Genomic DNA, 24889 nt, shown 5'->3' on the forward strand with positions numbered 1-24889 from the left:
ATGCTAAGATATTTTCTCTGGTCATATACGGTCACAGCGGCGGGCCTCGTCGGTGCCTTCGCTCTGGGCTGGAATTATTCTGGAACGCTTGAGGGAGGTCTGAGCTTTCTGCTCGTCGGAACGGTTCTTGCGGTTCTTGAAATTTCGCTCAGCTTCGACAATGCCATCGTCAATGCCAACAAGCTCAATCAGATGACGCCGATTTGGCGTCGACGCTTTCTGACATGGGGTATTCTCATTGCTGTCTTCGGGATGAGGATCGTTTTCCCGCTCCTGATTGTCGTTGTCGCCGCCGGTATCGGCCCGATCGAAGCCATTCGTCTCGCCGCGACAGACCCTGATCGCTATGCTGAAATCGTCGGCTCTGCACATCTTTCCATCGCGGCCTTTGGCGGCGCGTTCCTGATGATGGTTGCGCTAAGTTATTTCATCAATGAGGGCAAAGATGTTCATTGGATCGCCACCATCGAGCGCCAATTGCAAAAGTTCGGTTCTGTGCGCGGCACTGAGATTGCGTTGGTTCTGGCGGTCATCATCGGCTTTTCATCGGCGCTCGATACCGCTGATCGCGCGACCTTTCTTTATGCGGCGGTCTTCGGTCTCGTCACCTTCATGGCTGTTGACCTCCTGGGACATGTACTCGACCGTTCAGATGCCGCCGAAACAGTCGCTAAAGGAGGCCTGGGAGCCTTTCTTTATCTTGAAGTCCTCGATGCCTCATTCAGCTTTGACGGCGTGATCGGTGCTTTCGCGCTGACCCAGAACCTGTTCCTGATCGCGATCGGTCTCGGGATCGGGGCGATGTATGTGCGCTCAATGACCATCATGCTCGTCGAAAAAGGCGCGCTGACCCAGTTCCGCTATCTCGAAAACGGCGCATTCTGGTCGATCTTCGTGCTCTCGGTGATCATGTTCGCGCAGGCACTATTCCACATCCCGGAGGCCATTACGGGTCTTCTGGGCGCAGGGTTCATCGGCTTGGCACTCCTGTCATCACTTCGCCACAACCGGATCGTGGATAGTCGCGACTAAAGAGTAGGCGGCAGGGCGCAGAACGACTCTACGCCCATGTCCTCAACAAAAACACCATGCCGGAGGAGGCACATTTGACCAACGCTCAGCTTCATCATGACGAGATCACAGGGATCCGTCTCAGCCATCTTCTTGTGCCGATTGCCAAGCCTGTATCCGATGCAAAAGTGGCAACGGGGCTTCAGTCGCCGCTGGGTGCAGTGGATCTTCTGCTGGTCGAAATCGCGTCCAACGGAGGTCATGTCGGCTTCGGCTTTTCCTACACGTTGCGGGCGGGCGGCACGGCACTGATGGCGCTGGCGCGTGAAATTGCGCCCTTGCTCGAAGGGCAGGATCCAAACCGGATTTCCTGGCTCTGGAGCCTTCTGGCCTGGCGCACGAACTCGCTGGGTGAAGGCGGCGCCGCGGCCCAATGCATCGCGGCTTTTGATGCGGCCTTATGGGATATGAAGGCTAAACGGGCCAACCTCCCCTTGGCTCATCTTCTTGGTGCGCGCCGAGAAGCGGTTCCTGTCTACAATACGTCCGGTCAATATCTTCAGGCCACGATCCCGGAGATGCGCGAGGGCGCTGAAGCGGCGATTGAAAGCGGTATCGGCGGGATCAAGATGAAGGTCGGCCAGCCGGATGCTGCCGAAGATATGCGCCGCATCGCCGCGTTGCGTGACATCACCGAAGGACGTGCCGCCCTGATGATTGATGCCAATCAACAATGGTCGCGTTCCGCTGCGGGCAGCTTTTGCCGCGCTGTCGACGATTTCGGGCTTACCTTCATAGAAGAGCCGCTTGCGGCGCGAGATCATGAGGGCCATGGCGCATTGGCCGCGAAGCTGGTTACGCCGGTCGCAACAGGCGAGATGCTGACTTCCGTTGCCGAGCATCGTGCGCTCATTAGTGCAGGCGGTGCCGGGTTTTGCCAGGTCGATGCGCCGCGCATTGGTGGCATCACACCCTTCCTGAAAGTCATGGCGATGGCGGAGGAAGCCCGTATCGGCCTCGCACCGCATTTCGTTATGGAGCAGCATATCCAACTCGCGGCCGCGTTCGATGGCCCCGTCTGGGTCGAGCATTTCGACTGGTTCGAGCCACTCTTCGAAGAGCGTCTGGAAATCCGCGACGGCCAGATGTGGCTCCCGCGCAGGCCCGGTTTTGGTCTCACGCTTTCGGATGCCGCACGCCGCATGGCGCAGGATGACGTCACACTGGGGCGAATGCCTGACGCGTAAGCCCTACCAAATATAAAGAAAGGAACTCCCAATGATTGATAACAAGGATCTTCAGGAACGCATCCGCGAGGGCTTGCTCTCCTTTCCCGTAACGCCGTTCGATGAGAACGATGCGTTCGCGCCCGCGCCGTTTTCCGAGCATTTGGAATGGCTTTCGGAATTCCCCGTTGCGGGGCTTATCGTTGCGGGCGGCACGGGTGAGCTCTTCTCCCTTACACCATCGGAAGTTTTCGAGGTGGTGCGCGTTGCCAAAGCTGCTCAGCCCGGCCAGCCCATTATTGCGGGATGCGGCTATGGCACAAAACTTGCCTGCGAGATGGCCCAGGGTATCGAAGCTGCGGGGGGAGACGGGATTCTGCTCCTGCCGCATTATCTGACCGAAGCTCCGCAAGATGGTATCGCCGCCCGTATTCGTGCCGTCTGCAAATCGACCAAGATGAGTGTGATCGTTTATAATCGCGGCCAGGCTCGCGTGACAGCGGACACGCTTGCGCAACTGGCGGAGGAGTGCCCCAATCTGATCGGCTTCAAGGATGGCACAGGCGACATCGACACCGTGCGCCGCGTCACGCTGCGCATGGGCGACCGGCTGAGCTATATCGGCGGCATGCCCACGCATGAGCTGTTCGCGCAGGCCTATCGCGGCGCGGGGATGCCGACCTATTCCTCGGCGGTGTTCAACTTCGTGCCGAACATCGCGCTCGAATTTCATGGGGCTTTTGTCTCGGGTGATGATGCGACATGCGAGCGTCTCCTACAGGAGTTTTACTACCCCTTCGCGAAGATCCGCGATCGGAAAACCGGCTATGCTGTGTCGGCGATCAAGGCCGGGGTACGATTGCGCGGGATAAAGGCCGGCTCCGTCCGTGCGCCCTTAACCGATCTGACGGAAGAGGAAATGAACATGATGAAAGCTTTGGTCGAGGGGCGATCATAATGCCCAAGGTTGCATTGCTTGAGTTTTTCGACCCTGAAATTCGGGAAAAACTTCAGGATCTGGCTGGGCATGATCTGGAGTTGATCTTTTGCGAGAGCAATGACGACGCGGATCGCGCGAATGCGCTCCGCGATGCCGAATATGCTTTGGTGCGATCTATCCCCATGCCCGCCGCTTTGCTGGATGCGGCACCGAAACTGAAGATGATACATCAATGGGGCACCGGGACAGATGGTATTCCCATAAAGGAAGCCATCGCGCGCGGGCTGACCATTGCGCGCTCGCCCGGCGTCAATGCGCCAACGGTGGCGGATTTAACCGTGGCGCTGATGCTGGCATGTCTGCGGCGCGTGGTTGTTGGCGACGCTCGGATCCGCGAAGGGAAATGGGCCGAGCCAGACCTTTACGAGATCGGGCGCGATCTTGCGGGCGCACGTGTCGGGCTGGTGGGTTATGGCGCAATTGCGCGCGAGGTGGAGAAGCGCCTGCGCGGTTTTGACTGCGAGGTGCTCCATTCGCGCGCCTCTGGCGGTCCCAATTCAACGCCCTTTGAAGAGATGATCGGGCAGGTGGATATCCTGTCGCTTCATGCGCCCGCGACGCCTACAACGCGGCATCTGATCAATAAAGACACGCTAGGGCGCATGCCGCGCGGTTCGGTTCTCATCAACACCGCAAGGGGTGAGTTGGTGGATGAAGTGGCACTTGTTGATGCGCTGAAAAGCGGCCATCTCGCATCTGCCGGGCTTGATGCGTATTCAGTGGAGCCGTTGCCGGATTCTTCGCTCCTCAGAGATGCCCCGAATACGGTTCTCTCAGCGCATTCGGGCGGGCGCACCCGGCAAAATTTCGATCGGCTCGTGCGGCATTGGGCAGGCAATATTCGCGCGCATAACGAGGGGAACACAATCGCTGAGGAATGTCTGGTGAGTATTTGAGCGGGCTAAGGGGCCGCGCGTCTTACCTTCACTTTTTACCGAGAAAAGGTTTTCAAAAGAAACCAATTTCCATAGCTGCGCAAGAAGCTAGCAAGTTTATAAATACTTGATTTCGGTGGTGTCAGGCCCCCGCAACCAAAGCCGAAAAATGACAACTGAGGGGGCGTGAAAATGGGCCATTAACCCCTATTGTCGTCCCCTCTCCGCGTAGTGTAATCGTTTTGGGTATGCGTATTTTGACGGATCAACGCATTCGGATCCGAACCCGATACGCCCCAAGCGATTGCTACAGAACGGAAAGCCTCACATGGACAGCACAGCACAATTCGGTCTCATCGGTCTTGGAACAATGGGCGCGGCGTTGGCGCTTAATATTGCTGAGAAGGGCTACCCGATTGCCGTGTTTAACCGCACGGCGTCGGTGACGGATGATTTCGTGGGCGAGGCGGGCGATCTGGCGGAGCGGCTGGTGCCGACCAAATCGCTGGAGGAGCTTGTTGCGGCCATCACGCCGCCGCGGGCGATTATCCTCATGGTGCCGGCGGGCGAGATCGTGGATCAGCAGATCGCGGCGCTCAAACCCTTGCTCGAAGAGGGCGATCTCATAATCGACGCGGGCAATGCGAATTATGCCGATACCGAGCGGCGGAACGCCGACGCGGATCACGAGGCCTATGATTTCATGGGGATCGGTGTCTCGGGCGGTGAAGAGGGCGCGCGGCATGGGCCGTCGATCATGGTTGGTGGCGACGCGGCGCAGTGGGATCGCGTCGGCGAAATGCTTCAGGCGATTTCGGCTAAATATGATGGCGAGCCCTGTGCGGAACTGATGGGGCCGGGCGGAGCCGGACATTTCGTGAAGATGGTCCACAACGGGATCGAATATGCCGATATGCAAATGATCGCAGAGACTTACGGTCTCATGCGCGATGGTATGGGCTTTGAGGTGGATCGCATTGCGGAGACCTTTGAGCGCTGGAACAAGGGCGCGCTCGCCTCCTATCTTATCGAGATTTCCGGCAAGGTCGCGCGGGCCGAGGACCCGATCGCGGGTGGGCCGATGTTGAACGCTATTCTCGATGCGGCGGGTCAGAAAGGCACCGGGCGCTGGACGGCGATCGAGGCGCAGAAACTTGCGGTCGCGATCCCGGTGATAGAGGCGGCGGTGGTTGCGCGGAACCTCTCGGCGCAGGTCGATGGGCGTAAAAAAGCTGCGGATGTGTTTGGCGCGGTGCCGGGGACACTCAAGGACGCGATTGACCCCGAGACGCTGGAAACCGCTCTGATTGCTGGGAAAATTCTCTGCTACGCGCAGGGTTTCGACATGCTGGCCAAGGCGTCGAAAGAGTTTGACTGGAAGCTGCCCATGCCCGTGATTGCGCAAATCTGGCGTGCGGGCTGTATCATTCGCTCCGAAATGCTGAACGATATGGCGAACGCGCTGGAGGCCAATCCGGGCGAGAGCCTGATTTTTGCCGAGCCCTTCACGCAGATGCTGAAGGATGGCGAGGCCGCGCTGCGCAAGACGGTGATCGCGGCGACGGAGGCGGGGATCGCGGTCCCGGCGCTCGCCTCGGGGCTGTCGTGGTTCGACATGATGCGCACGCCGCGCGGCACGGCGAATATGATCCAGGCGCAGCGGGATTTCTTCGGCGCGCATGGATTTGTCCGGCTTGACGGGAAGGACGCGCCGCACGGCCCTTGGGGCGACGATTAACCTTTCTCCGCTGATCCAGACCAAGACCGCGCCGGTGACGAGCTGGCGCGGTTTTTTCATGCGCTATGTCATAAGCGGGCCGCGACACGCTTGACCGATTAACCTTTAAAGTTCTATTTTTGTTCTCATGAAGAGAACCCTCCAGCAAAAGCTCGCGATTCTCGCCGATGCCGCGAAATATGATGCGTCTTGTGCGTCCTCCGGCACGACGCGGCGCGACAGCCGGAAAGGCGGGATCGGGAGCGCGGGCGGCTCTGGGATCTGTCACGCCTACACGCCGGACGGGCGCTGCGTAAGCCTGCTCAAGATCCTGATGACCAATTTCTGCATCTTCGATTGCGCCTACTGTATTAACCGTGTTTCGAGCCAGGTGGAACGCGCGCGTTTCACGCCGGAAGAGGTGGTGGACCTCACGCTCAGCTTCTATCGCCGCAACTATATTGAGGGGCTGTTTCTCTCCTCCGGCATCATCCGGAGCCCCGATGACACCATGGCGGATATGGTGCGGATCGCGCGGATGCTGCGGCTGGATCACGGCTTCAAGGGCTATATCCACCTCAAGACGATCCCCGAGGCGAGCAAGGAATTGATAGACGAGGCAGGGCTTTACGCCGACCGGCTCTCGATCAATATCGAGCTGCCGAGGGACGACAGTATCCGCCAGCTTGCGCCACAGAAAAAGCCGGAAACGATCCGCGCGGCGATGGCGGATGTGCGCCTCGCGCGGGAGGCGAGCCGGGAGAAAACCTATCGCGGCAAACGTCCGGCGCGGTTCTCTCCCGCCGGGCAATCGACGCAGATGATCGTCGGCGCAGATCAGGCGAATGACGGGCATATATTAACCACGGCGTCGCGGCTCTATACGGGCTATCAGCTCAAGCGCGTTTACTATTCCGCCTTCAGCCCGATCCCGGACAGCTCGACCGCGCTGCCGCTCATCAAACCGCCGCTGATGCGCGAGCATCGGCTTTATCAGGCGGATTGGTTGATGCGGTTTTACGGCTTCGATGCGGGGGAAATCACCGGGGTCACGCCGTCGGGCAATCTCGATCTGGAGATTGATCCGAAACTCGCCTGGGCGCTCGCCAATCGCGCGCTCTTCCCGGTGGATGTCAACCGCGCGGACCGGCAGATGCTGCTCCGCGTGCCGGGGTTTGGGACGAAAACGGTGAGCCGGATTATCGCGGCGCGGCGGTCGGGAACCGTGCGCTATCAAGATCTTATCCGCATCGGCGCGCTGGTGAAAAAGGCGCAGCCCTTCATTTCGCTGCCCGACTGGTCGCCCGCGGCGCTCACTGACAGCGCGGGTCTGCGTGCCCGTTTTGCGCCGCCGCCGGAACAGCTTTCGCTGCTATGATTTACCACGCGGCGCTCCCGCAACTTGGCGCGGCTGCGGCGTGGCGGGGCATGGCGCGCAACCTTGCGAGCCACCGCATTGCGGCGGAGGACATCGCTTGGCGGCGCCATGATGAGCCGGCGGGGCTCTTGGCCGAAGACCCGCCGCCGCGAACGCCGGGGCCCTATGAGGTGTCGGCCAGCAAGCCGTTGATCCGGCTTCTGGAAACGGCCATTTGCCATACCGCACCGGAAGCGCCGGGCCTCTGCTATCAGGCGCTTCTGCGCCATCAGAGCGAGCCGCGCGCCATCGCCAATCCGGCGGACCCGCTCACGCACCACTTGGAGGCGCTGGCGAAATCCATTCGGCGCGACATTCACAAAATGCACGCTTTTGTCCGCTTTCGCGAGATGCCGACAGAGGGGCCGCGCCTGCGTTTTGCGGCGTGGTTTGAGCCGCAGCATTTCATCACGGAACGGGGCACGCCGTTTTTCGCGCGGCGTTTTGGCGACATGGATTGGCTGATCGCGACCCCTGAAGCGACGGCGATTTTCGAAGGGGGCAAGCTGCGTTTCGCGCCGCCGCCCGAAACGCGGCCCGATCTGCCGGAGGATGCGAGCGAGGCGCTGTGGGGCACCTATTTTCAGAACATTTTCAACCCGGCGCGGATCAAGATTTCCGCGATGACATCGGAGATGCCTCGGAAATATTGGAAGAATTTGCCGGAGACGCGGCTCATCCCGCAGATGCTGTCCGATGCGGAAGGGCGGGTTGCTGCGATGCGCGCGGCGATGCCGAAAGATGTCTCACCTGTGGCGCAGCGGATCCTCGACCGCAACGCGCCCGCGCCGTTGCCCGAGATGCCGGAGACGCTGGACGAGGCGCGCAGCGCGGCGATGGCCTGCACCCGCTGCGGCCTTTGTGAAGCGGCGACCCAAACGGTTTGGGGCGAGGGCGATCCCGACGCGCGGCTCATGATCGTAGGCGAGCAGCCGGGCGATCACGAGGACCTCAAAGGTCGCCCTTTTGTTGGTCCGGCGGGCGATGTTCTGCGAACAGAGATGGCGGCGGCGGGTATCGGCCGGGTGTGGCTCACCAATGCGGTGAAACATTTCAAATTCACGCCGCGCGGGAAGCGGCGGCTCCATCAGCGCCCGGACCGGAACGAGATCGAACATTGCCGCTGGTGGCTCGATCTAGAGCGACGGTTTATCCAGCCAGATCTGACGGTTGCGTTTGGCGCGTCCGCCGCTTTCGCGCTGACCGGGCGCAGCGCCGCCATGCGGGACCGGCGCGGGACCATCGAGAAAGCCCGTGATGGCGGGGCGGTGCTGCTGAGTTGGCATCCGAGCTATATTTTGCGGCTGGAGGGGGCAGCGGCAGCAGACGCCCGCGCGGAATTGCGCGAGGATCTCAAGCAAGCTGTCGCTGCGCTTGGTTAACCAGTTAAATCTGCCGCATCGCCGCTTGCGCGACCAGCGGGCCCGTCGCCACGCCGCCGGGCGCACCGCCAGCGGGCTCATCCGTGATCGCCAGCGTCGCATTGACCATCATCGGCTGCAATTCCTCGTTAATCGGCATCGCCGCCTGCCCGCCATGGGGCATCACGCCGAGCGAGATCGGGGCCTGATCGCCCTGGATCAGCCACAACTCGAAATCGCGGCCTTCGGCGGGCGGCGTCCCGGCCATGGAGACGCGCATCTCGCCATTCTCCTCATTGTAAAGCGCGGTCAGGCGGACGCTTTCATCCTCGGAGACCATATCCGACACCCACATATCGCGGGTTTCCGGGGTCTCGGTGACCGGGCCGTTAAAGAGCATGAACGCCAGCGCAAGTGTCGCGAAACTCGTGGCGAGCGCCAGCCACATCCAGCGGCCCGCGACGGCGCGCTGCGGCTGCGCGGGTTCAAAGAGCCGGCGCTCGATCCCGCTCCACACGGCGGGGCGCGGCGCAATCGGCGTCACCTCGTCGGCCAGCGGATCGAAATGCGACTCCCAGCGGGCGACTTCGCGGGCCAATTGCGGCTCTCGCAAAATCCGCAGATGGAACGCGTCGCGCTCCTCGCGGGGCAGGGTGCCGAGGACATATTCGCCAGCCGTGGCGATGTCTTTGGGATCAAGCGGCGCGTCGGTCATCGTGTCAGACACTCCCGCAGTTTGAGCAAGCTGCGGCGCAGCCAGCTTCGCATGGTGTTGAGCGGCACCGAGAAGCGTTCCGCCAGCTCGATATAGCTCTCCCCTTCCACATAAGCGAGGCGCACCGCATCGGCGCGGCTCTGGTCAAGCTCTTCGAGACATTGATCAATCCGCCGCCCTTCTGAGCGTAGAACGGCGCTTTCCTCCGGGGTCAGCCCGCCATCGGGCAGCACCTCAGCCACATCAAGATCCCCGCCACCGGGCTTGCGCGCGCGCAGCCGGTCGATGGCGTGATTGCGCGCCACCGTGTTCAGCCAAGCCTGCGGGCTCGCCGTGTCGGGCAAGTAACGGTCGGCACTGTGCCAGATCTTGATAAAGACTTCCTGCAACGCATCCTCTGCTTCTGCTTTGTCCTTTAAGATACGCAGGCAGATGGCGAAAAGTTTCGGCGCGGCCTGCTGGTACAGCTCTTCGAACGCCCTTCGGTCACGGAGCGCGACACGCCCGAGAAGGTCGGTCATCTGCATGGCGGATGGCGGCATGACGCGGGCTCCCGTTGCTTCGCGTTAACCATGCCGCAGCGTTGTTTGGTGTGCAAGCCGCTGGCGGGTCTTGTGTTTGGCCACGTTAAATATTCACGAAAACGTGAGGCATGCAACTACACAGGTTTTGGTTTCGTTTTTCTTATTATCAAAGGGTTAGAGGGCTGTGGCGCGATGAATAAATTGATAGGAGCCTGTGATCCGCGCCGACAGGATGTGGCGACGCGTGATCTGTGGTCTTCGCTGGTATTGTGTGGCGATAGCCTCCATCATCAAAAATATTAACCAAGGGCAGGGGTACTGATTGGAACAGGGCGGCAAAAAGAAGATCGCGATCATCGGCAGCGGCATTTCGGGGCTGGGGGCGGCATGGCTGCTCGATCCGCATCATGATGTCACGATCTTTGAGGCGGATCCGCGTGCCGGCGGCCACGCGCGGACGGTCCGGGCCGAAGGCGTTGATGTCGATACCGGATTTATCGTCTGCAACCGCCGGACCTATCCGCTTTTCATCCCCATGCTCGAACATCTCGGCGTCCCGTTGGAGCCGAGCGATATGTCTTTCTCCGCCAGTTTCGGCGGCGGGCGATATGAATACGGCACCTTCTCGACCCGCGCGATGTTCGCCCAGCCGATGTGCCTGATCGACAAAGGTCATTGGCGGCTTATTCGCGACATCATGCGGTTCTTCCGCCACGCGCCCGCGCATCACGCGTATGAGGGCAGCATCGGCGATCTCATCACCTCGCTGCGGCTTGGCACGGAGTTTCGCGACCGGTTCCTGCTGCCGATCTCGGGCGCGATCTGGTCCACCCCGACGGCGGATATGATGCGCTTCCCTGCGGGGGCCTTTGTGCGGTTCTTTGACAATCACGGGTTGCTGTCGGTCAACGGCCAGCCGCAATGGCTGACGGTGAGCGGCGGGTCGAAAACCTATGTGGATGCCATTCTGGCGCGGCTTTCCGGGGATATGCTTCTGAACTGCCCCGTCCATGAAGTGCGGCGCGAGGCGGCGGGCGTTCAGGTCACCAGCCCGCGCGGCACGGAGCGTTTCGACGAAGTGATTTTCGCGACCCACGCTCCGCAGGCGCTCGGTATGCTCGCAAGCCCGGACAGCGACGAGCAGGCGATCCTTGGCGCGATGCGCACGCAGCCGAACCGGATGGTGCTCCATTCCGACCCGCGCCTGATGCCGCGTCGCCGCTCCGCCTGGGCGAGTTGGAATTACGTGACCAAGGGCGAGATGCCCGCGACAGATCGCCCGATCAGCCTGTCTTATTGGATGAACCGCCTGCAAAATTTGCAAACGCCGCGGCCGCTGATCGTGACGCTGAACCCGGAGATCGAGCCGAAGCGGATCCATGACGAGGCGAGTTTCGCGCATCCGCAATTCGACGCGGCTGCGATTGCGGCTCAGGCGCGGCTCCATGAGATCCAGGGGCGCGGCGGGGTGCATTATGCGGGGGCTTGGACCCGTTACGGGTTTCACGAGGACGGGCTCCTCTCGGCGCTGCGCGTCGCGCAGTCCATGGGCGTCGCGTGGCCGCTCGGGCCGGACCCGTGGGCGCTGCCCGAACAGGCGGCGGCATGACGACGGACCTCTGGGACGGCGCCTTGATCGACGCCGCCATCTGGCACGCCCGCGCGGGCGATGTGGCACGGGAATTCCGCTACGGGGCGCTGTACGTCGCGCTGCCAATCGCGGCGCTGGAGGCGGGCCGCTTGCCGATCTGCCCTGACCAGCGCGGCCTCTGGCGCCTGCGCCGCCGCGACTACGGCCAGCGCGATGGCAGCCCACTCGACACCTTCATCAACACCGAACTCGCCAAAGCGGACCTTGCGCATTGCGACACCACGCTCGTGACCATGCCGCGCGGCGTCCTCCACGGCTTCAACCCCGTCAGCTTCTGGCTCGCCCGCGATGATGAGGGTCCGCGCGCCGTGCTGGCCGAAGTCTCCAACACCTTCGGGGAGTCCCATCTCTATCTCTGCCGCCACCCGGACAACCGCGTGATTGACCGCACCGACCGGCTGACCGGCGAGAAGCTGTTCCACGTCTCGCCCTTCCTGCCACGCGAGGGCCGCTATGTGTTCCGCTTCGATGCCGGGCCGGGGCGCTTCGGCGCGTGGGTGGACTGGTATGGGGAAGGCGACACCCTCAAGCTGCAAACCTCAATGACCGGCAAGGCGCGGGCGCTCACCCCGGCCAGCCTGCGCCGCGCCGCGCTCCGCCGTCCGCTGCAACCCTTGCGCGTGACCGGTCTTATCCATTGGCAGGCCGCGAAACTTTTCTCTCGCGGCGTCAAATACCGCACGAAGCCACCGCAGCTGGGTACGACCAGCTCCGAAGCCACGCAATCAGGGAGACCGCATGTTTGAGCAGAGCATCCGTTCGAAATTTCTTCGCACGCTGGAGGGGGTGCGCTTTGGCGCTTTGCATCTGACAACGCCCGAAGGCGCGGCCTATGATTTCGCGGGGCGCGAGCCGGGGCCGTCGGCGGTGCTGCATATCCATGACTGGCGCATGGTCCCGGCGCTCGCCGCCAAGGGGGACATTGGCTTTACCGAGGCTTACCGCGATGGCTGGTGCGATACGCCGGACCTTACCGCGCTGCTCACCTTCGGGCTTATGAATGAGGACACGCTCGACAGCTATATTTACGGCAAACCCCTGCAAGCCTTCGCGATCCGCCTGCTCTATCTGCTCAACCGCAACACCAAGGCGGGGTCCCGGCGCAATATCTCGGCGCATTACGACCTTGGCAACGCGTTCTACCGGCTGTGGCTCGATGAGACGATGACCTATTCCTCGGCGCTCTTCGACGGGGCGGAGGATCTCGCCACGGCGCAGCGGCAGAAATATGATCGGATTTTGGACGGGCTGGAGAGCCAGTCCGGGCGGCTTTTGGAAATCGGTTGTGGCTGGGGCGGGTTTGCCGAGCGCGCGCTGGAGCGCGGCGATTTCGCGCCCAAGGGGCTGACGCTCTCGACTGAGCAAGCCGCCTTCGCCCGCAATCGTCTGGGGCCGGGCGCGGAGATCGCCCTTCAGGATTACCGTGACGAGAAAGGCCGTTACGATCACATCGTCTCCATCGAAATGTTCGAGGCGGTGGGCGAGAATTTCTGGCCGGTCTATTTCGGCAAACTTTCCGAAGTGCTGTCCAAACAGGGGCGCGCGATGATCCAGACCATCACCGTCGCCGACCGCTATTTCGACCGTTACCGCAAGGGCGGGGACATGATCCGCAGCTTCATTTTCCCCGGCGGGATGCTCCCGTCACCCGCGCGGTTTCAGGAAGAAGCGGCAAAGGCGGGGCTGCGGGTCGAGGACGCGTTCGGCTTCGGCGCAGATTACGCCCGCACGCTGACCGCATGGCTCGACCGCTTCGACGAACGCCGCGCCGAAGTGTTGGAGATGGGGTTTGACGAGGCGTTCATCCGCGTCTGGCGCTTCTATCTCGCGGCCTGCGCGGCGGCCTTCACCGTCGAGCGCACCGATGTCGTGCAATACCGCCTCGCCCATGCCTGAGACGGCGCTCTCCCGGCGCGACCTCGCCGCCTATGGCGTGCTCGGCTTGCCGCTGGCCTTTGGCGGGCTGCCGCTCTACATCCACGCGCCGGATTTCTTTGCCGCCGAACGGGGCGTGCCGCTGGCCGCGCTCGGGATGGCGCTCTTTTGGCTGCGTCTGCTCGATGCGGTGCTCGACCCCATTGCCGGCTGGGCGGGCGACCGCTGGGCAAGCGCGCGGATGCGGCTGATGGGCTTCGGCGCGGTCCTGCTCGGCCTCGGCGTCATTGCGCTTTTCGCGCCGCCCGCGCTGCCGCTGCTCCTGTGGTTCACTCTCGCCATGGCGCTCGCAAGCCTCGGGCACAGCCTGATTTCCGTCAATCTTATGACCATTGGCGGTCTTTGGCGGCGCGACAAAGGGGAGAAAGCGCGGATCAGCGCCATGCGCGAAGGCTTCGGGCTGGCGGGGCTGATCCTCGCTGTCGTCCTTCCGTCGGCGCTTGCGCCCGTCATGGGCCGCGAAGCTGCGCTGCTGACCCTCGCCGCTCTGCTGACCGTGCTGCTGATCGTCACCCTCCCGATCTTCCGCCGCTGGCTGGCCGAAGCGCGGCTCGAAGTCACCGCCCCGCCGGATGCCTCCCCCAACTGGCGCGCCCTCATGCCCTTCTACGCCGTCGCGGCGCTGGTCCTGCTCTCCGCGGCCTTCCCGGCGGCGTTGATCCTCATGCTCGTACGCGATCTTCTGGGCGCGGAAGACCTCGCCGGGATCTTCCTGCTCGCCTATTTCGCCGCCGCGCTCCCTGGAGCCGGCCTCTCGGGAAAACTCGCCGGGCGCTACGGCGCGGTGCCGGTCTGGGGCGGCGCGCTGGTCCTCTCCATCCTCGGCTTCGCCTTCGCGCTGACCCTCGGGCCGGGCGACCTATTCGCCTTCGGCATCATCTGCGTCGCCACCGGCTTTTGCTTCGGCGCGGACCTCGTGCTGCCGCCCGCCATCCTTTCGGATCGGATCGAGGCGACCGCCACCGAAGCCGCCGCCACCCGCGCCTATGCCGCCCTCGGCTTTCTCACCAAAGCCGCGCTGGCGCTGGCGGGCGCGATTGCCTTGCCGCTGTTGCAATTTGCCGGGTTCACCCCCGCGGAGGCCAACGACGCGGACGCGCTCCGGGCGCTCTTGCTGCTCTATGCCGGACTGCCCCTTATCCTGCGCGGTCTTGCGGTGATAAGCCTCGTCATCTTCCACAAAAGGAGTGCCTTATGAGTGAGCGAATTTGGATCGTCGGCGCGTCTGACGGGATCGGCGCGGAGCTCGCCCGCGCCTGGGCCGCGAAGGGTGCGAAACTGGTACTGTCGGCCCGCTCCGAGGACAAGCTGACCGCGCTGGCCGAAGAGATCGGCGGCGCGGAAGTCGTGCCATGCGATGTGGCGGACCTTGCCAGTCTCAAGGCGGCGGGCGAGACGATCAAGGCGGGCGGGCCGCTCGACCGCGCCATCACCCTCGCGGCGCTCTACGATCCGGGCAAAATCATGGAGATCGACCCCGAAAAGGCCGCGCAGATCGGGATGGTCAACCTCACCGGCGCGTTCAACTTTGCCCGCGTCGCGGCGGAGTGCCTGAAAGAGGGCGGGCAACTGGCGCTGACCGGTTCCGTCGCGGGCTATATCGGCCTGCCGCAAGGGCAGTTCTATTCAGCGACCAAAGCGGGCGTGATCAATTTCGCCGAGTCGCTCCGGGTGGAGCTTGCGCCGAAAATCGACGTGCGCCTCATCAGCCCCGGCTTTGTGGACACCCGCCTGACGGAGAAAAACGAATTCGACATGCCTGCGCTGATGCAGCCTGAAGATGCGGCGGCGGCGATTGTCAAAGGGCTCGACAAGGGCGGGTTCGAGGTCCATTTCCCGCTCCGCCTGACCCTCGCGCTGAAACTGCTGCGCGCGCTGCCCTATCCGCTGGCGCTGCGCCTCACGAAAAGGCTTGTTACATGACCCGTTTTCTGCCGCATCTCGTCCTCCTCTTCGCGGTGCTTTTCGCCCTCTCGCCGCTCGCGAGCGACAGTTTCAACGGCTACACGGCCGACCAGTTTCCGGTGGCGAATGACCGCTGGCCGGTGCAGCCCGCGGGCTGGGCCTTCTCGATTTGGGGCGTGATCTATCTCTGGCTGATCGCCGGGAGCGCGTGGGGCCTCGTGAAAGCACGCGACGATGCGGATTGGCAGGCCATGCGCGGCCCGCTCGCCATCAGCCTCTTCATCGGCATCTTCTGGCTCGCGGCCGCGAATGCCTCGCCCTTCCTCGCCACCATCATGATTATCGCCATGGCGGTCACGGCAATCATGGCGTTTTTGCGCGCTGGGGCGGGGGACCGCGTCTGGCAGGTCGCGCCGGTCGGGCTCTATGCGGGCTGGCTCACCGCCGCGACGGGCGTGTCGATTGCCATCATCTTCAGCGGCTACGGCCTCTTGCCCCCACAAGCCGCCGCATGGCTGCTCATCCTCGCGGTGCTGGCCGCCTCGCTTTGGGTTCAGACGCGCAGGCCCACCGGGATCACCTATCCCATTGCCGTTGGCTGGGCGCTCGTCGGCGTCGTCGCGGCGAATTGGGGGACCGCGACCGCCAGCGTGGCCATCCTCGCCGCGCTTGGCGTGGTGGCACTTGCCGTCAACGGGTTGCGGTTGCGGCGATGACCCGGCGTCTGGTCCTCATCCTCGGCGATCAACTCTCGCGCAATCTCTCGTCGCTCAAAGGTGGGGAGAAGGCGAAAGACGTGATCCTCATGGCCGAGGTCGCCGCCGAAGCGGATTATGCGGACCACCACAAGCAAAAGCTGGCGCTGGTTTTCGCCGCGATGCGCCATTTCGCTGAAGAGTTGCGCGAAGCGGGTTGGACGGTGGATTACCGCACGCTCGACGAGGAGGTGCCGGACCTCGCGACCGCCGCCGCCGAGGCGATCAAGGCCCACGAGCCGGAAATGCTGATCGTCACCGAGCCGGGTGAATATCGGCTTTGGGACGAGATGCAGGACTGGGAGGCGCGGCTGGGCATCCCGGTTCTCCTCCGCGAAGATGAGCGGTTCCTCTGCTCCCATCAGGACTTCGCCAACTGGGCCGAGGGCCGTAAGTCCCTATTGATGGAGCATTTTTACCGGGAGATGCGCAAGCGGACCGGGCTTCTCATGGATGGCGACAAGCCCGAGGGCGAGAAGTGGAATTACGACGCCGAGAACCGCAAGCCCGCCAAGGATGATCTCTTTCTGCCTGCGCCGCCTAAGGGCGCAGACGATGAGATCACCGCCGCCGTGCTGGACATGGTTGAGGCCCGTTTCCCGGACCATTACGGCAAGCTGCGCCCGTTTCACTGGCAGGTCACGCGGGAGGGCGCGGAGGCGGCGCGGGACCGGTTCCTCAAGGACGCCTTGCCGGATTTCGGGCGCTATCAGGATGCGATGCTGACGGGCAAGCCGTGGATGTATCACTCTGTTTTATCGGCCTATATCAACCTCGGCCTTCTTGATCCGCTGGATCTGTGCGAGCGAGCGGAGGCGGAGTATCGCGCGGGGCGGGCGCCCTTAAATGCAGTTGAGGGGTTCATCCGCCAGATCATCGGCTGGCGCGAATATGTGCGTGGGATTTACTGGCTGAAAATGCCGGATTACGCGGAGGTCAATGAACTCGGCGCGGATCGCCCCTTGCCGGATTTCTACTGGACCGGCGAGACGGAGATGCATTGCCTGTCGCAAGCCATCGGCCAGACCATCGAGACGGCCTATGCTCACCACATCCAGCGCCTGATGATCACCGGCACCTACGCGCTCTTGATCGGGGCGGACCCGCAGGCGCTGCATCGCTGGTATCTGGGCGTTTATGCGGATGCGTATGAGTGGGTGGAATTGCCCAATACCATCGGCATGTCGCAACACGCGGATGGCGGCTTGCTGGCGACCAAGCCCTATGCGGCGAGTGCGAGTTACGTCGACCGCATGTCCGACTATTGCGGCGATTGTGTCTATGATCCGAAGGCGAAAACGGGTGAGGGGGCCTGCCCGTGGAACGCGCTTTACTGGGATTTCATCGCCCGCCATCAGGACCGGTTCGAGAACAATCATCGGATGCGGATGATGGTCGCGAGTTGGCGGAAGAAAGACGAAGCGGATCAGAAGGCGCTCCGCACGGCGGCGGCGGCGCATATGGACGGGCTGACCCCTTATTCCGGCTGATCCTTGCCGCGGGAGCGGTTCCGGCGGCAGCGTTCGGAGCAGTATTTCACCGCGTCCCAATCCTTCGCGAATTTGCGCCGCCACGCGAAGGGCCGCCCGCAGGTGGCGCAGATTTTGCTTGGCAGATCGCCCTTGCGGCGCATTTTCACCATTCGACGCGCTTGCCCTTCCAGTCCCAAAAGCTGCCAGTGTCCTCGGGGGTGAGCTTGTCGATCACGCCAAGCAGCGCCTCGGCGGATTTCTCGGGCGTGATGGTCGGGTAATTCGCGGCATATTTCGCCGTGAGCGGCGTCTCCACCGTTCCGGGATGGAGCGCGACCACAATCGCCTCCTTGTTCTGCCGGGCGATCTCAATGGAGGCAGTGCGCAGGATCTGGTTCTGCGCGGCCTTGGCGGCGCGATAGCTGATCCAGCCGCCAAGCCCGTTATCGCCAATCGAGCCGACGCGGGCCGATAGCGAGGCAAACACCGCCTTGCGATCTTCGCGCAGCAGCGGACTGAAGGCGCGGAGCAGCAGCGCGACGCCAATCGCGTTGAGCGCGAATTGCTGGGCCATCGCCTCCGCCTCAATCGCGCGGATGGTTTTCTCCGGTTCATGCCCGTCGATGACAAGCGCGCCGGTAGCGTTGAAAATCAGATCGAAACGGGCATCGCCGAGAGCCTCTGCCGCTTTGTTCACGCTCGCCTGATCGGTGAGGTCCAGCCCATCGTTGCGCGATAGGCGCGTGACCGCGACGCCCCGTTCCTCAAGCAACGCCGCCACCGCCGACCCGATCCCGCCGGTCGCCCCGACGACAAGGGCGGTCAGGTCAGCCATTTCGTCACCATAACCCCGGCCCAAGCCGAAAAGCCCGTCAGGAACCCGCCCCAAATCGTGTCCGTCGCGACCTGCTGCAAGGACCAGTCGCGCAGGGTGGCGTAGTTGGTGAACTCGTAAGTGCCGTAACACATCAGCCCGATCAGCGCGCCATTGACGAGCGCGGCGCTGGCGCTGTCCTTGGCGAGCGCGGGCAGGGAGGCGAAGTAAAGCACGCCGACGATATAGGCCGCGTAGAAGAGCGCGGCCGGGCCCATGCGGAACGGGTCCGCCAGAAGATCGCCCACATGACGCTCAAAGACCGGGCGGATGAGTTTCGAGATGCCGACCACGTCGATGGCCAGAAAGATAATCAGCGTGGACAGATAGAGGACCAGAATCTGCATGTTTCTCTCCTTGGGTTCGCGTCTTGGTAACGGGGGGTGCCGGGATAAAGTTGCAGGCGGCAGTCGAAGTTATGAACGCAAGCCTAGGCGCAAAGGGGCGGGCGGAACAAGTGGCGCGGCGGGGCACTGGGCGTGCGAACCTTCGCCTTAAATTGCGCACGTCTCGCCGCGCGCCTCTGTTCATTCGCCAATGAATGGTTATCTCTGGCGGCAACGAGCAAAGGATAGATCTGATGCATTACAGTATGCTTGACCTCGCGCCGATCCTTGAGGGCGCGGAGATTGCGACCTCGCTGCGCAATTCGATTGATCTGGCCAAAACCGCCGAGGCGGCGGGCTATCACCGCTTCTGGCTGGCGGAACATCACAGCATCCCGAGCGTGGCGAGCGCCGCGACCTCGGTGCTGATCGGGCAGGTCGCCGCCGCAACCTCGCGCATCCGCGTGGGCGCGGGCGGGATCATGCTGCCGAACCACGCGCCGCTGGTGATTGCGGAGCAGTTCGGCACGCTCGCCTCGCTCTTCCCGAACCGGATCGACCTTGGCCTTGGCCGGGCGCCGGGCGGGGATATGGCCGTGATGCGCGCGCTGCGGCGTAAGTTTGACGGGCCGGACAGCTATCCCGAAGATGTGGTGGAGTTGATGCATTATCTCGGCCCGCACCGCCCTGATGCCGCTGTGCGTGCGTTGCCGGGGGAGGGGACGGAGGTGCCGATCTGGGTGCTTGGCTCGTCTCTTTACGGCGCGCAGATGGCCGCGCATTTCGGGCTGCCTTATGCGTTTGCCTCCCACTTCGCACCGGGCGCGCTGGAGGAGGCGATCCGCGTCTATCGCAGCAACTATCGGCCCTCGCCGCAGAACGAAAAGCCGCATCTCATGCTCGCGGCCAATGTGTTTGCGGCAGAGACGGATGCGGAGGCGGAGCGCCTCAGCACCTCGATGCAACTGGCCTTCGCGCGGTTGCGGTCCGGCAATCCGGGGCCGCTGCAACCGCCGGTGGAGGATGTGGCGGAGTACATCCCGGCCCCGGTGCGCGCGGGCGTCGCGGAGGCCATGCGCGTCTCGGCGATTGGCGGGCCGGAGCGGCTGCGCAGCCAGCTTTCGGAGCTGATCGCGACCTATCAGCCGGATGAGATCATTCTGACAAGCCAGATCTACGATCACGAGGCGCGCAAAACCTCGATCACCATGGCCGCAGAGGCGATGCGCGAGATCGCTTGACGGCAAGGCAGCGCCCCGTTCACACGGGGGCGCGGCCTCCCCATCCCACCGGATTAGCGGCAATCAGCCGCATTGCGCCGCTGGCGCATTCTCTTTCCCAACTTGCTGATTTATAGGGAGCCAAATCGCATTGGAAATGGTAACAATGCGTCTCAATTCAGCGGGTTTAAAGAGATATGGCGACGCTACTGCATTACTACGCCCATCCGGGGGATCGGTTTTCAAAAGCCAACCGGGCGCTGCAATCGGCCTCCGCGCGCGTGCAGGGCATCACGCGGGTTGATCTTTATGGAGAGTATCCGCGCGGCGAGATCAATCTTGACGCAGAGCAAGAGCGCCTGCGCGATCACGACGTCATTCTGCTGCAATTTCCGCTGTTCTGGTATGCCGCGCCCGCGCTGATGAAAGACTGGTTCGACCGGGTGTGGGAGCATGGGTTTGCTTATGGTGACGGCGGGGACGCGCTGCGTGGCAAGTGGCTGATGCTGGCTGTCACGGCGGGCGAGCCAGCGGAGGGCTACAGCGCCGAAGGCGTCCAGCGCCACAGTCTGCGGACGTTCCTCACGCCTTACGAGCAAACCGCACGGGTCGCCCAAATGCGTTTCGCCGCGCCTTACGTCTTCCACGACGCGCTGACCGGCACGCCGCATCCCCATGCGGAGGGCTTTGCGCGCCTGCTGACCGCCATCCGCGACGACCGTTATGATTTCGCGCGCGCCGAAGCCGCCGAGATCATCACCCATGACAGCCTGCCCATCACAGAGGAGACCACAGCATGAGCACCGATTTTATGCTTCTCGCGGTGATTTTTCTGGGGGCGGGTGTGCTCTCGGTCCCGATTGCCTCGCGTCTCGGTCTCGGCTCGGTCCTTGGCTATCTGCTCGCCGGGGTGGCGATCAGCCCGCTTCTCGCCGCGCTCAATGTGGATGTGGAGGCGATCCAGCATTTCGCCGAATTTGGCGTCGTGATGATGCTGTTTCTCGTCGGGCTGGAGCTGGAGCCGAAAATGCTCTGGGAGATGCGCGCACGGCTTCTGGGCCTTGGCGGGCTTCAGGTCGCCGGAACCGCGCTCGCGGTGATGGGCATCGCGATGCTGCTCGGCCAACCCTGGACCATTGCGCTCGCGATCGGTCTTGTGCTGTCGCTCTCCTCCACCGCGATCGTGCTTCAGACGCTGAATGAAAAGGGACTGATGCATTCCGATGGCGGGCAGTCGAGCTTTTCGGTGCTGCTCTTTCAGGATATCGCCGTCATCCCGATGCTGGCGCTGATCCCGCTGCTGGCCATGCCGGAACTCGCCGAAGTAGCCACGCAAGCGGCGGATCATGCGGGCGAAGAGGGCGGCTATGGCGACAGCCTCAGCCTCGTGGACGGTCTGGCAGGCTGGCAAGCGGCGCTCGTCACCATCGCCGCCATTGGCGCGGTGGTCGGGGGCGGTATTTACCTCACCCGCCCGGTCTTCCGTTTCATCGCCATGGCCGAGCTGCGCGAGCTCTTCGTTGCAACCGCGCTGCTTTTCGTGGTCGGCATTGCTCTGCTGATGACCCTTGTGGGCCTGTCGCCCGCGCTTGGCACCTTCATCGCGGGCGTGGTTCTGGCCAACAGCGAATATCGCCACGAGCTTGAGAGCGATATCAACCCGTTCCGTGGGCTGCTTCTGGGCCTCTTTTTCATCACCATCGGCGCGGCGATCAATTTCGACCTGCTGTTCGACAATCTCGGAGTGATCCTCGGCATGACCTTCGGCCTCGTTTTGCTCAAGGCCGCGATCCTTCTGGTGCTGGCGTCGATCTTCAAACTGCGCGGCGCGGATCGCTGGCTCTTCGGCCTCAGCCTCGCGCAGGCGGGGGAATTCGGCTTCGTGCTGCTGTCCTTTACCGTCGCCAATTACGTGCTGCCGCAGGAGATTGCCGACCGGCTTCTGCTGGTCGTCGCCCTCACCATGATGCTGACGCCGCTGCTGTTCATCCTCTATGAACGCGTAATCCTGCCGCGGTTCACCCAAAGCGAGGACCGCGAGGCGGACGAGATCCATGAGCAGGGTCAGGTCATCATCGCGGGCATCGGGCGTTTCGGCGGTGTGGTGAACCGGATGATGCTATCGGCGGGCTATGAGACCACGGTTCTCGACCACTCCGCCGCGCAGCTCGACGTGCTGCGCTCCTACAATATCCGCGCCTTTTACGGCGATGCGACGCGGCCCGACCTGCTGGTCGCTGCCGGGATTGCCGATGCGAAGATCCTCGTTGTTGCGATTGACGACAAGGAAGCGATCACGGAGATGGTGCGCTACGCCACGGCGAATTTCCCGAACTTGCATGTGATCGCCCGCGCGCGGGACCGGCACCATGTCTATGACCTCTGGCATGCGGGCTGCCGCGACATTATTCGTGAGAGTTTCGACAGCGCGGTGCGCACCGGTCGTTCGGCCTATGAAGCGCTTGGGATGCACCCGTTCGAGGCCGAGCAAATGGCGCAAGCCTATGTGAAGGACGACAAGGCGATCTTGCGCGAGATGGCCGACCTTTATGATCCCACCATCCCGCATAGCGAAAACCATAGCTATCGCGCGCGGATACTGGAGCTGAATGCCGAGCGGGAAGAGAACCTGCGCCAACGCGGCTTTGGCATGATGTTCCACCCGGATCGTGAATGGGCGCGCCCGCCTGCGGGCAAGGACAAGCCCGAAGAGGCTTAGAACTTAATCCTCGTCCGCTGCGCTGTGGCGGGCGAGGAAATCTGCGATCAGATCGGCAGCCCGGTCGCGGGCCGCGATGTCATAGGTCAGCGTGGAAAAGAGCGCGCGGTCCTGTTGGTCGAACCCGTGGCCGACTTCGGGGATCACCACGGTTTCGATGTCAGCGCCAAGCGCCGTGAGCCGGTCCGCGAGGGCGAGACAAGCGGGCGTGCTGATGATCTCGTCATTCTCGGCAAGGATCATGAGGAGGGGCGGCGCGCCGCTCCAGTCGCCCTCATCCGCGCCGTTCAGCAGCCCGCAATAAGGGTAAAGCAGCACCGCCGCGTCGATCCGCGCGAGCATCGTCGCGGGCGCGGCGGGCCAGTCATCGAGACCCGGCGGCACTTCGTCTCGCATAAGTTGGCCAAGAAATTCCAGCACCGTCCAGCCCCCATGCGACGCGCCGAGGAGTTGCATGTCCTCACGTTCCGTCAGCGCCATGGCGACGGCGAGATCCCCCGCACGCTCCGCGCCCGGCAAGACCTGGCCGACACAGGCAAGCCGCCACGCTTCCAGCTGGTCGAGCCCGCGCGGTGTGTGGCTGTCGAGGATCAGCGCCGCGCCGCCGGTCGCGGTCAACTGACCGGCCCAGTAGGCCATATTGTCGCGCACCCCGTCACAGCCCGAGAGCAGGATGCTATTCACGCCGCCGACGCCGCCCTCGGGCACAACGCGCCAGAACGGTGCGAGCCGCACCTCGCGCTCAGCCGCACTGTCGATCCATGTCGGCACCGCGGCCGCATGGCGCGCGGTGTTGAGCGCGAAAATCACGCACAGCGCGGCAAGGATCATCAGCGCCCAGAAGAGCGATTTTGGAAAACGGCGTTTCATCCGGCCCTAGCTAGGGCGAAACGCGCTGCAAAGCCATGGGTTTTGCGGTCGCATCGCTCGCGATCTTGCCCGCGCCGCGCTTTTCCCGCTGACAGCGCCCGCGCCGATCTTTAGACAGCGGGCCATGGATTACGATGCGATCATCTTAGGTGCAGGCGGCGCGGGCCTCTTGGCAGCGGCCACGGCGGGACAAGCCGGCGCGCGAGTCTTGGTGATCGACCACGCCGCGAAGGCAGGCAAGAAGATCCTGATCTCCGGCGGCGGGCGCTGCAATTTCACCAATATGCACACCGAACCCGGCTGCTATCTCTCCGAAAACCCGCATTTCGCCAAATCCGCGCTCAGCCGCTACACGCAATGGGATTTCCTCGCGCTGGTCGAAAAGTACGGGATTGCGTGGCACGAGAAAACCCTCGGCCAGCTCTTTTGCGACGGCTCCGCTCGGCAGATCGTCGCGATGCTGCTCTACGAATGCGCCAAGGGCGGCGTGGAGGTTCGGCTCTCCACCCAGATCGGCGAGATCGCGCATCGCGATGGCTGGTTTCACGCGGCAGGCGTGCGTGCCCGCCAATTGGTGATCGCCACAGGCGGGCCATCCATCCCGAAAATGGGCGCGACCGGCGTGGCCTATGACATCGCCCGCCAGTTCGGTTTGGAAGTGGTGCCGCCGCGTCCGGCGCTCGTCCCGCTGACACTCGGCGATCAGGATCAGGCCTTTCGCGAGATTTCCGGCGTGTCCTGCCCCGTCACCGCGCGGGTCGAGGCCGCCAGTTTCGCGGAGGCCGCGCTCTTCACGCATCGCGGGCTGTCCGGTCCCGCGATCCTGCAAGTGTCCTCCTACTGGTCGCCCGGCGAGGCGGTGAAGCTGGACCTTCTGCCAAACGCCGCCGACGCCCTCCGCACCGCCCGCAAAACCATGCCGCGCGCGAGCCTGAAAACCGCGCTCGCCGAACACCTGCCCAAACGCCTCGCGGACCTCCTCGCCGCGCGGATCGCCCTCTCAACCGAGCTCGGCAACGCCCCCGACACCGAACTCGACCGCGCCGCCGAAACACTGCGCGCGCTGACCTTCCACCCAACCGGCACCGAAGGCTACGCCAAGGCCGAAGTCACCGCGGGCGGCATTTCCACGGCAGAGCTCTCCTCCCGCACCATGGTGTCCAAAACGGTCCCAGGGCTCTACGCCATCGGCGAAGCGGTGGACGTGACCGGCTGGCTCGGCGGCTACAATTTCCAATGGGCCTGGGCGTCTGGGGTGGCTGCGGGGCAGGCGGTTGCAGAGGGGCGGTGAGGCGGTTGTGCGCCACCGAGAAAAG

The 24889-nt window shown here is 63.3% G+C and carries 24 protein-coding genes; 18 read left to right on the forward strand and 6 right to left on the reverse strand.

Annotated features, from left to right (window positions below; genetic code table 11):
* From ACMA5I_RS15070 to ACMA5I_RS15100, 7 genes are all read left to right on the forward strand, one after another.
* Positions 1-1032 (forward strand): DUF475 domain-containing protein, encoded by a 1032-nt coding sequence (locus tag ACMA5I_RS15070; RefSeq protein WP_525887106.1) that lies wholly within the window; start codon positions 1-3, stop codon positions 1030-1032.
* Positions 1033-1088: 56 nt separating this feature from the next.
* Complete coding sequence (locus ACMA5I_RS15075) at positions 1089-2258, forward strand: L-talarate/galactarate dehydratase (RefSeq protein ID WP_525887107.1); 1170 nt, start codon at positions 1089-1091, stop codon at positions 2256-2258.
* A gap of 34 nt (positions 2259-2292) precedes the next feature.
* Positions 2293-3195 (forward strand): 5-dehydro-4-deoxyglucarate dehydratase, encoded by a 903-nt coding sequence (locus tag ACMA5I_RS15080; protein ID WP_525887164.1) that lies wholly within the window; start codon positions 2293-2295, stop codon positions 3193-3195.
* Complete coding sequence (locus tag ACMA5I_RS15085; RefSeq protein ID WP_525887108.1) at positions 3195-4133, forward strand: NAD(P)-dependent oxidoreductase; 939 nt, start codon at positions 3195-3197, stop codon at positions 4131-4133. Before ACMA5I_RS15080 ends, ACMA5I_RS15085 begins: the two co-directional genes overlap by 1 nt.
* Before the next feature lie 307 nt (positions 4134-4440).
* Positions 4441-5850, forward strand: coding sequence for an NADP-dependent phosphogluconate dehydrogenase (gnd, locus tag ACMA5I_RS15090; RefSeq protein ID WP_525887109.1), 1410 nt, complete (start codon positions 4441-4443; stop codon positions 5848-5850).
* A gap of 127 nt (positions 5851-5977) precedes the next feature.
* On the forward strand, positions 5978-7207 hold the full coding sequence (locus tag ACMA5I_RS15095) for a putative DNA modification/repair radical SAM protein (RefSeq protein WP_525887110.1): 1230 nt from the start codon (positions 5978-5980) through the stop codon (positions 7205-7207).
* On the forward strand, positions 7204-8628 hold the full coding sequence (locus ACMA5I_RS15100; protein ID WP_525887111.1) for a UdgX family uracil-DNA binding protein: 1425 nt from the start codon (positions 7204-7206) through the stop codon (positions 8626-8628). The genes ACMA5I_RS15095 and ACMA5I_RS15100 overlap by 4 nt, the downstream gene beginning before the upstream one ends.
* 4 nt (positions 8629-8632) lie before the next feature.
* On the opposite strand, the gene ACMA5I_RS15105 is transcribed toward ACMA5I_RS15100, so the two are convergent.
* Positions 8633-9322: an anti-sigma factor gene (locus ACMA5I_RS15105; RefSeq protein ID WP_525887112.1), complete on the reverse strand. Its 690-nt coding sequence runs from the start codon at positions 9320-9322 to the stop codon at positions 8633-8635.
* Positions 9319-9864 carry an RNA polymerase sigma factor gene (locus ACMA5I_RS15110; protein ID WP_525887113.1) on the reverse strand — a complete coding sequence of 182 codons (546 nt, stop codon included), beginning with the start codon at positions 9862-9864 and terminating at the stop codon, positions 9319-9321. Before ACMA5I_RS15110 ends, ACMA5I_RS15105 begins: the two co-directional genes overlap by 4 nt.
* A 304-nt stretch (positions 9865-10168) precedes the next feature.
* On the opposite strand from ACMA5I_RS15110, the gene ACMA5I_RS15115 reads away from it, so the two are divergent.
* The 7 genes from ACMA5I_RS15115 to ACMA5I_RS15145 are packed head-to-tail and all read left to right on the forward strand — an operon-like array spanning position 10169 to position 17582.
* Positions 10169-11455 (forward strand): NAD(P)/FAD-dependent oxidoreductase, encoded by a 1287-nt coding sequence (locus ACMA5I_RS15115; protein ID WP_525887114.1) that lies wholly within the window; start codon positions 10169-10171, stop codon positions 11453-11455.
* Positions 11452-12243 (forward strand): DUF1365 domain-containing protein, encoded by a 792-nt coding sequence (locus ACMA5I_RS15120; RefSeq protein ID WP_525887115.1) that lies wholly within the window; start codon positions 11452-11454, stop codon positions 12241-12243. Before ACMA5I_RS15115 ends, ACMA5I_RS15120 begins: the two co-directional genes overlap by 4 nt.
* The gene (locus ACMA5I_RS15125; protein WP_525887116.1) at positions 12236-13393 is read left to right on the forward strand and encodes a class I SAM-dependent methyltransferase; all 1158 of its coding nucleotides are present in this window, start codon (positions 12236-12238) and stop codon (positions 13391-13393) included. Before ACMA5I_RS15120 ends, ACMA5I_RS15125 begins: the two co-directional genes overlap by 8 nt.
* Complete coding sequence (locus ACMA5I_RS15130; protein WP_525887117.1) at positions 13362-14630, forward strand: MFS transporter; 1269 nt, start codon at positions 13362-13364, stop codon at positions 14628-14630. The genes ACMA5I_RS15125 and ACMA5I_RS15130 overlap by 32 nt, the downstream gene beginning before the upstream one ends.
* A complete protein-coding gene (locus ACMA5I_RS15135; RefSeq protein WP_525887118.1) occupies positions 14627-15355 on the forward strand; it encodes an SDR family NAD(P)-dependent oxidoreductase in 729 nt (242 codons plus the stop codon). The genes ACMA5I_RS15130 and ACMA5I_RS15135 overlap by 4 nt, the downstream gene beginning before the upstream one ends.
* On the forward strand, positions 15352-16053 hold the full coding sequence (locus ACMA5I_RS15140; protein ID WP_525887119.1) for a TspO-related membrane protein: 702 nt from the start codon (positions 15352-15354) through the stop codon (positions 16051-16053). The genes ACMA5I_RS15135 and ACMA5I_RS15140 overlap by 4 nt, the downstream gene beginning before the upstream one ends.
* A complete protein-coding gene (locus tag ACMA5I_RS15145; RefSeq protein ID WP_525887120.1) occupies positions 16050-17582 on the forward strand; it encodes a cryptochrome/photolyase family protein in 1533 nt (510 codons plus the stop codon). Before ACMA5I_RS15140 ends, ACMA5I_RS15145 begins: the two co-directional genes overlap by 4 nt.
* Here the strand turns inward: ACMA5I_RS15145 and ACMA5I_RS15150 are convergent.
* From ACMA5I_RS15150 to ACMA5I_RS15160, 3 genes are read right to left on the reverse strand one after another with little or no spacing between them, the layout of a single operon-like run.
* Complete coding sequence (locus ACMA5I_RS15150) at positions 17570-17734, reverse strand: DUF2256 domain-containing protein (protein ID WP_525887121.1); 165 nt, start codon at positions 17732-17734, stop codon at positions 17570-17572. The two genes, ACMA5I_RS15145 and ACMA5I_RS15150, sit on opposite strands and share 13 nt — an antisense overlap.
* The gene (locus tag ACMA5I_RS15155; RefSeq protein ID WP_525887122.1) at positions 17728-18399 is read right to left on the reverse strand and encodes an SDR family NAD(P)-dependent oxidoreductase; all 672 of its coding nucleotides are present in this window, start codon (positions 18397-18399) and stop codon (positions 17728-17730) included. The genes ACMA5I_RS15150 and ACMA5I_RS15155 overlap by 7 nt, the downstream gene beginning before the upstream one ends.
* Complete coding sequence (locus ACMA5I_RS15160; RefSeq protein WP_525887123.1) at positions 18387-18785, reverse strand: DUF2177 family protein; 399 nt, start codon at positions 18783-18785, stop codon at positions 18387-18389. Before ACMA5I_RS15160 ends, ACMA5I_RS15155 begins: the two co-directional genes overlap by 13 nt.
* Positions 18786-19018: 233 nt before the next feature.
* Between ACMA5I_RS15160 and ACMA5I_RS15165 the strand changes: the two genes are divergently transcribed.
* The 3 genes from ACMA5I_RS15165 to ACMA5I_RS15175 all read left to right on the forward strand — a co-directional run bounded on the left by ACMA5I_RS15165 (position 19019) and on the right by ACMA5I_RS15175 (position 22703).
* Entirely contained in the window at positions 19019-20005 is a 987-nt protein-coding gene (locus ACMA5I_RS15165; RefSeq protein WP_525887124.1) for an LLM class flavin-dependent oxidoreductase, read from the forward strand.
* Positions 20006-20181: 176 nt separating this feature from the next.
* A complete protein-coding gene (locus ACMA5I_RS15170) occupies positions 20182-20784 on the forward strand; it encodes an NAD(P)H-dependent oxidoreductase (RefSeq protein WP_525887125.1) in 603 nt (200 codons plus the stop codon).
* On the forward strand, positions 20781-22703 hold the full coding sequence (locus tag ACMA5I_RS15175; protein WP_525887126.1) for a cation:proton antiporter domain-containing protein: 1923 nt from the start codon (positions 20781-20783) through the stop codon (positions 22701-22703). Before ACMA5I_RS15170 ends, ACMA5I_RS15175 begins: the two co-directional genes overlap by 4 nt.
* Before the next feature lie 3 nt (positions 22704-22706).
* Here ACMA5I_RS15175 and ACMA5I_RS15180 read toward each other — a convergent pair whose 3' ends face one another.
* Complete coding sequence (locus ACMA5I_RS15180; protein ID WP_525887127.1) at positions 22707-23573, reverse strand: dienelactone hydrolase family protein; 867 nt, start codon at positions 23571-23573, stop codon at positions 22707-22709.
* 124 nt (positions 23574-23697) lie between these two features.
* Here ACMA5I_RS15180 and ACMA5I_RS15185 point away from each other — a divergent pair, with 124 nt between their 5' ends.
* The gene (locus ACMA5I_RS15185; protein ID WP_525887128.1) at positions 23698-24864 is read left to right on the forward strand and encodes a BaiN/RdsA family NAD(P)/FAD-dependent oxidoreductase; all 1167 of its coding nucleotides are present in this window, start codon (positions 23698-23700) and stop codon (positions 24862-24864) included.
* Positions 24865-24889 lie beyond the last annotated feature (25 nt).

It is taken from the genome of Jujubicoccus corallicola (genome assembly GCF_047345645.1).
GTDB lineage: Bacteria > Pseudomonadota > Alphaproteobacteria > Rhodobacterales > Rhodobacteraceae > JBLEFH01.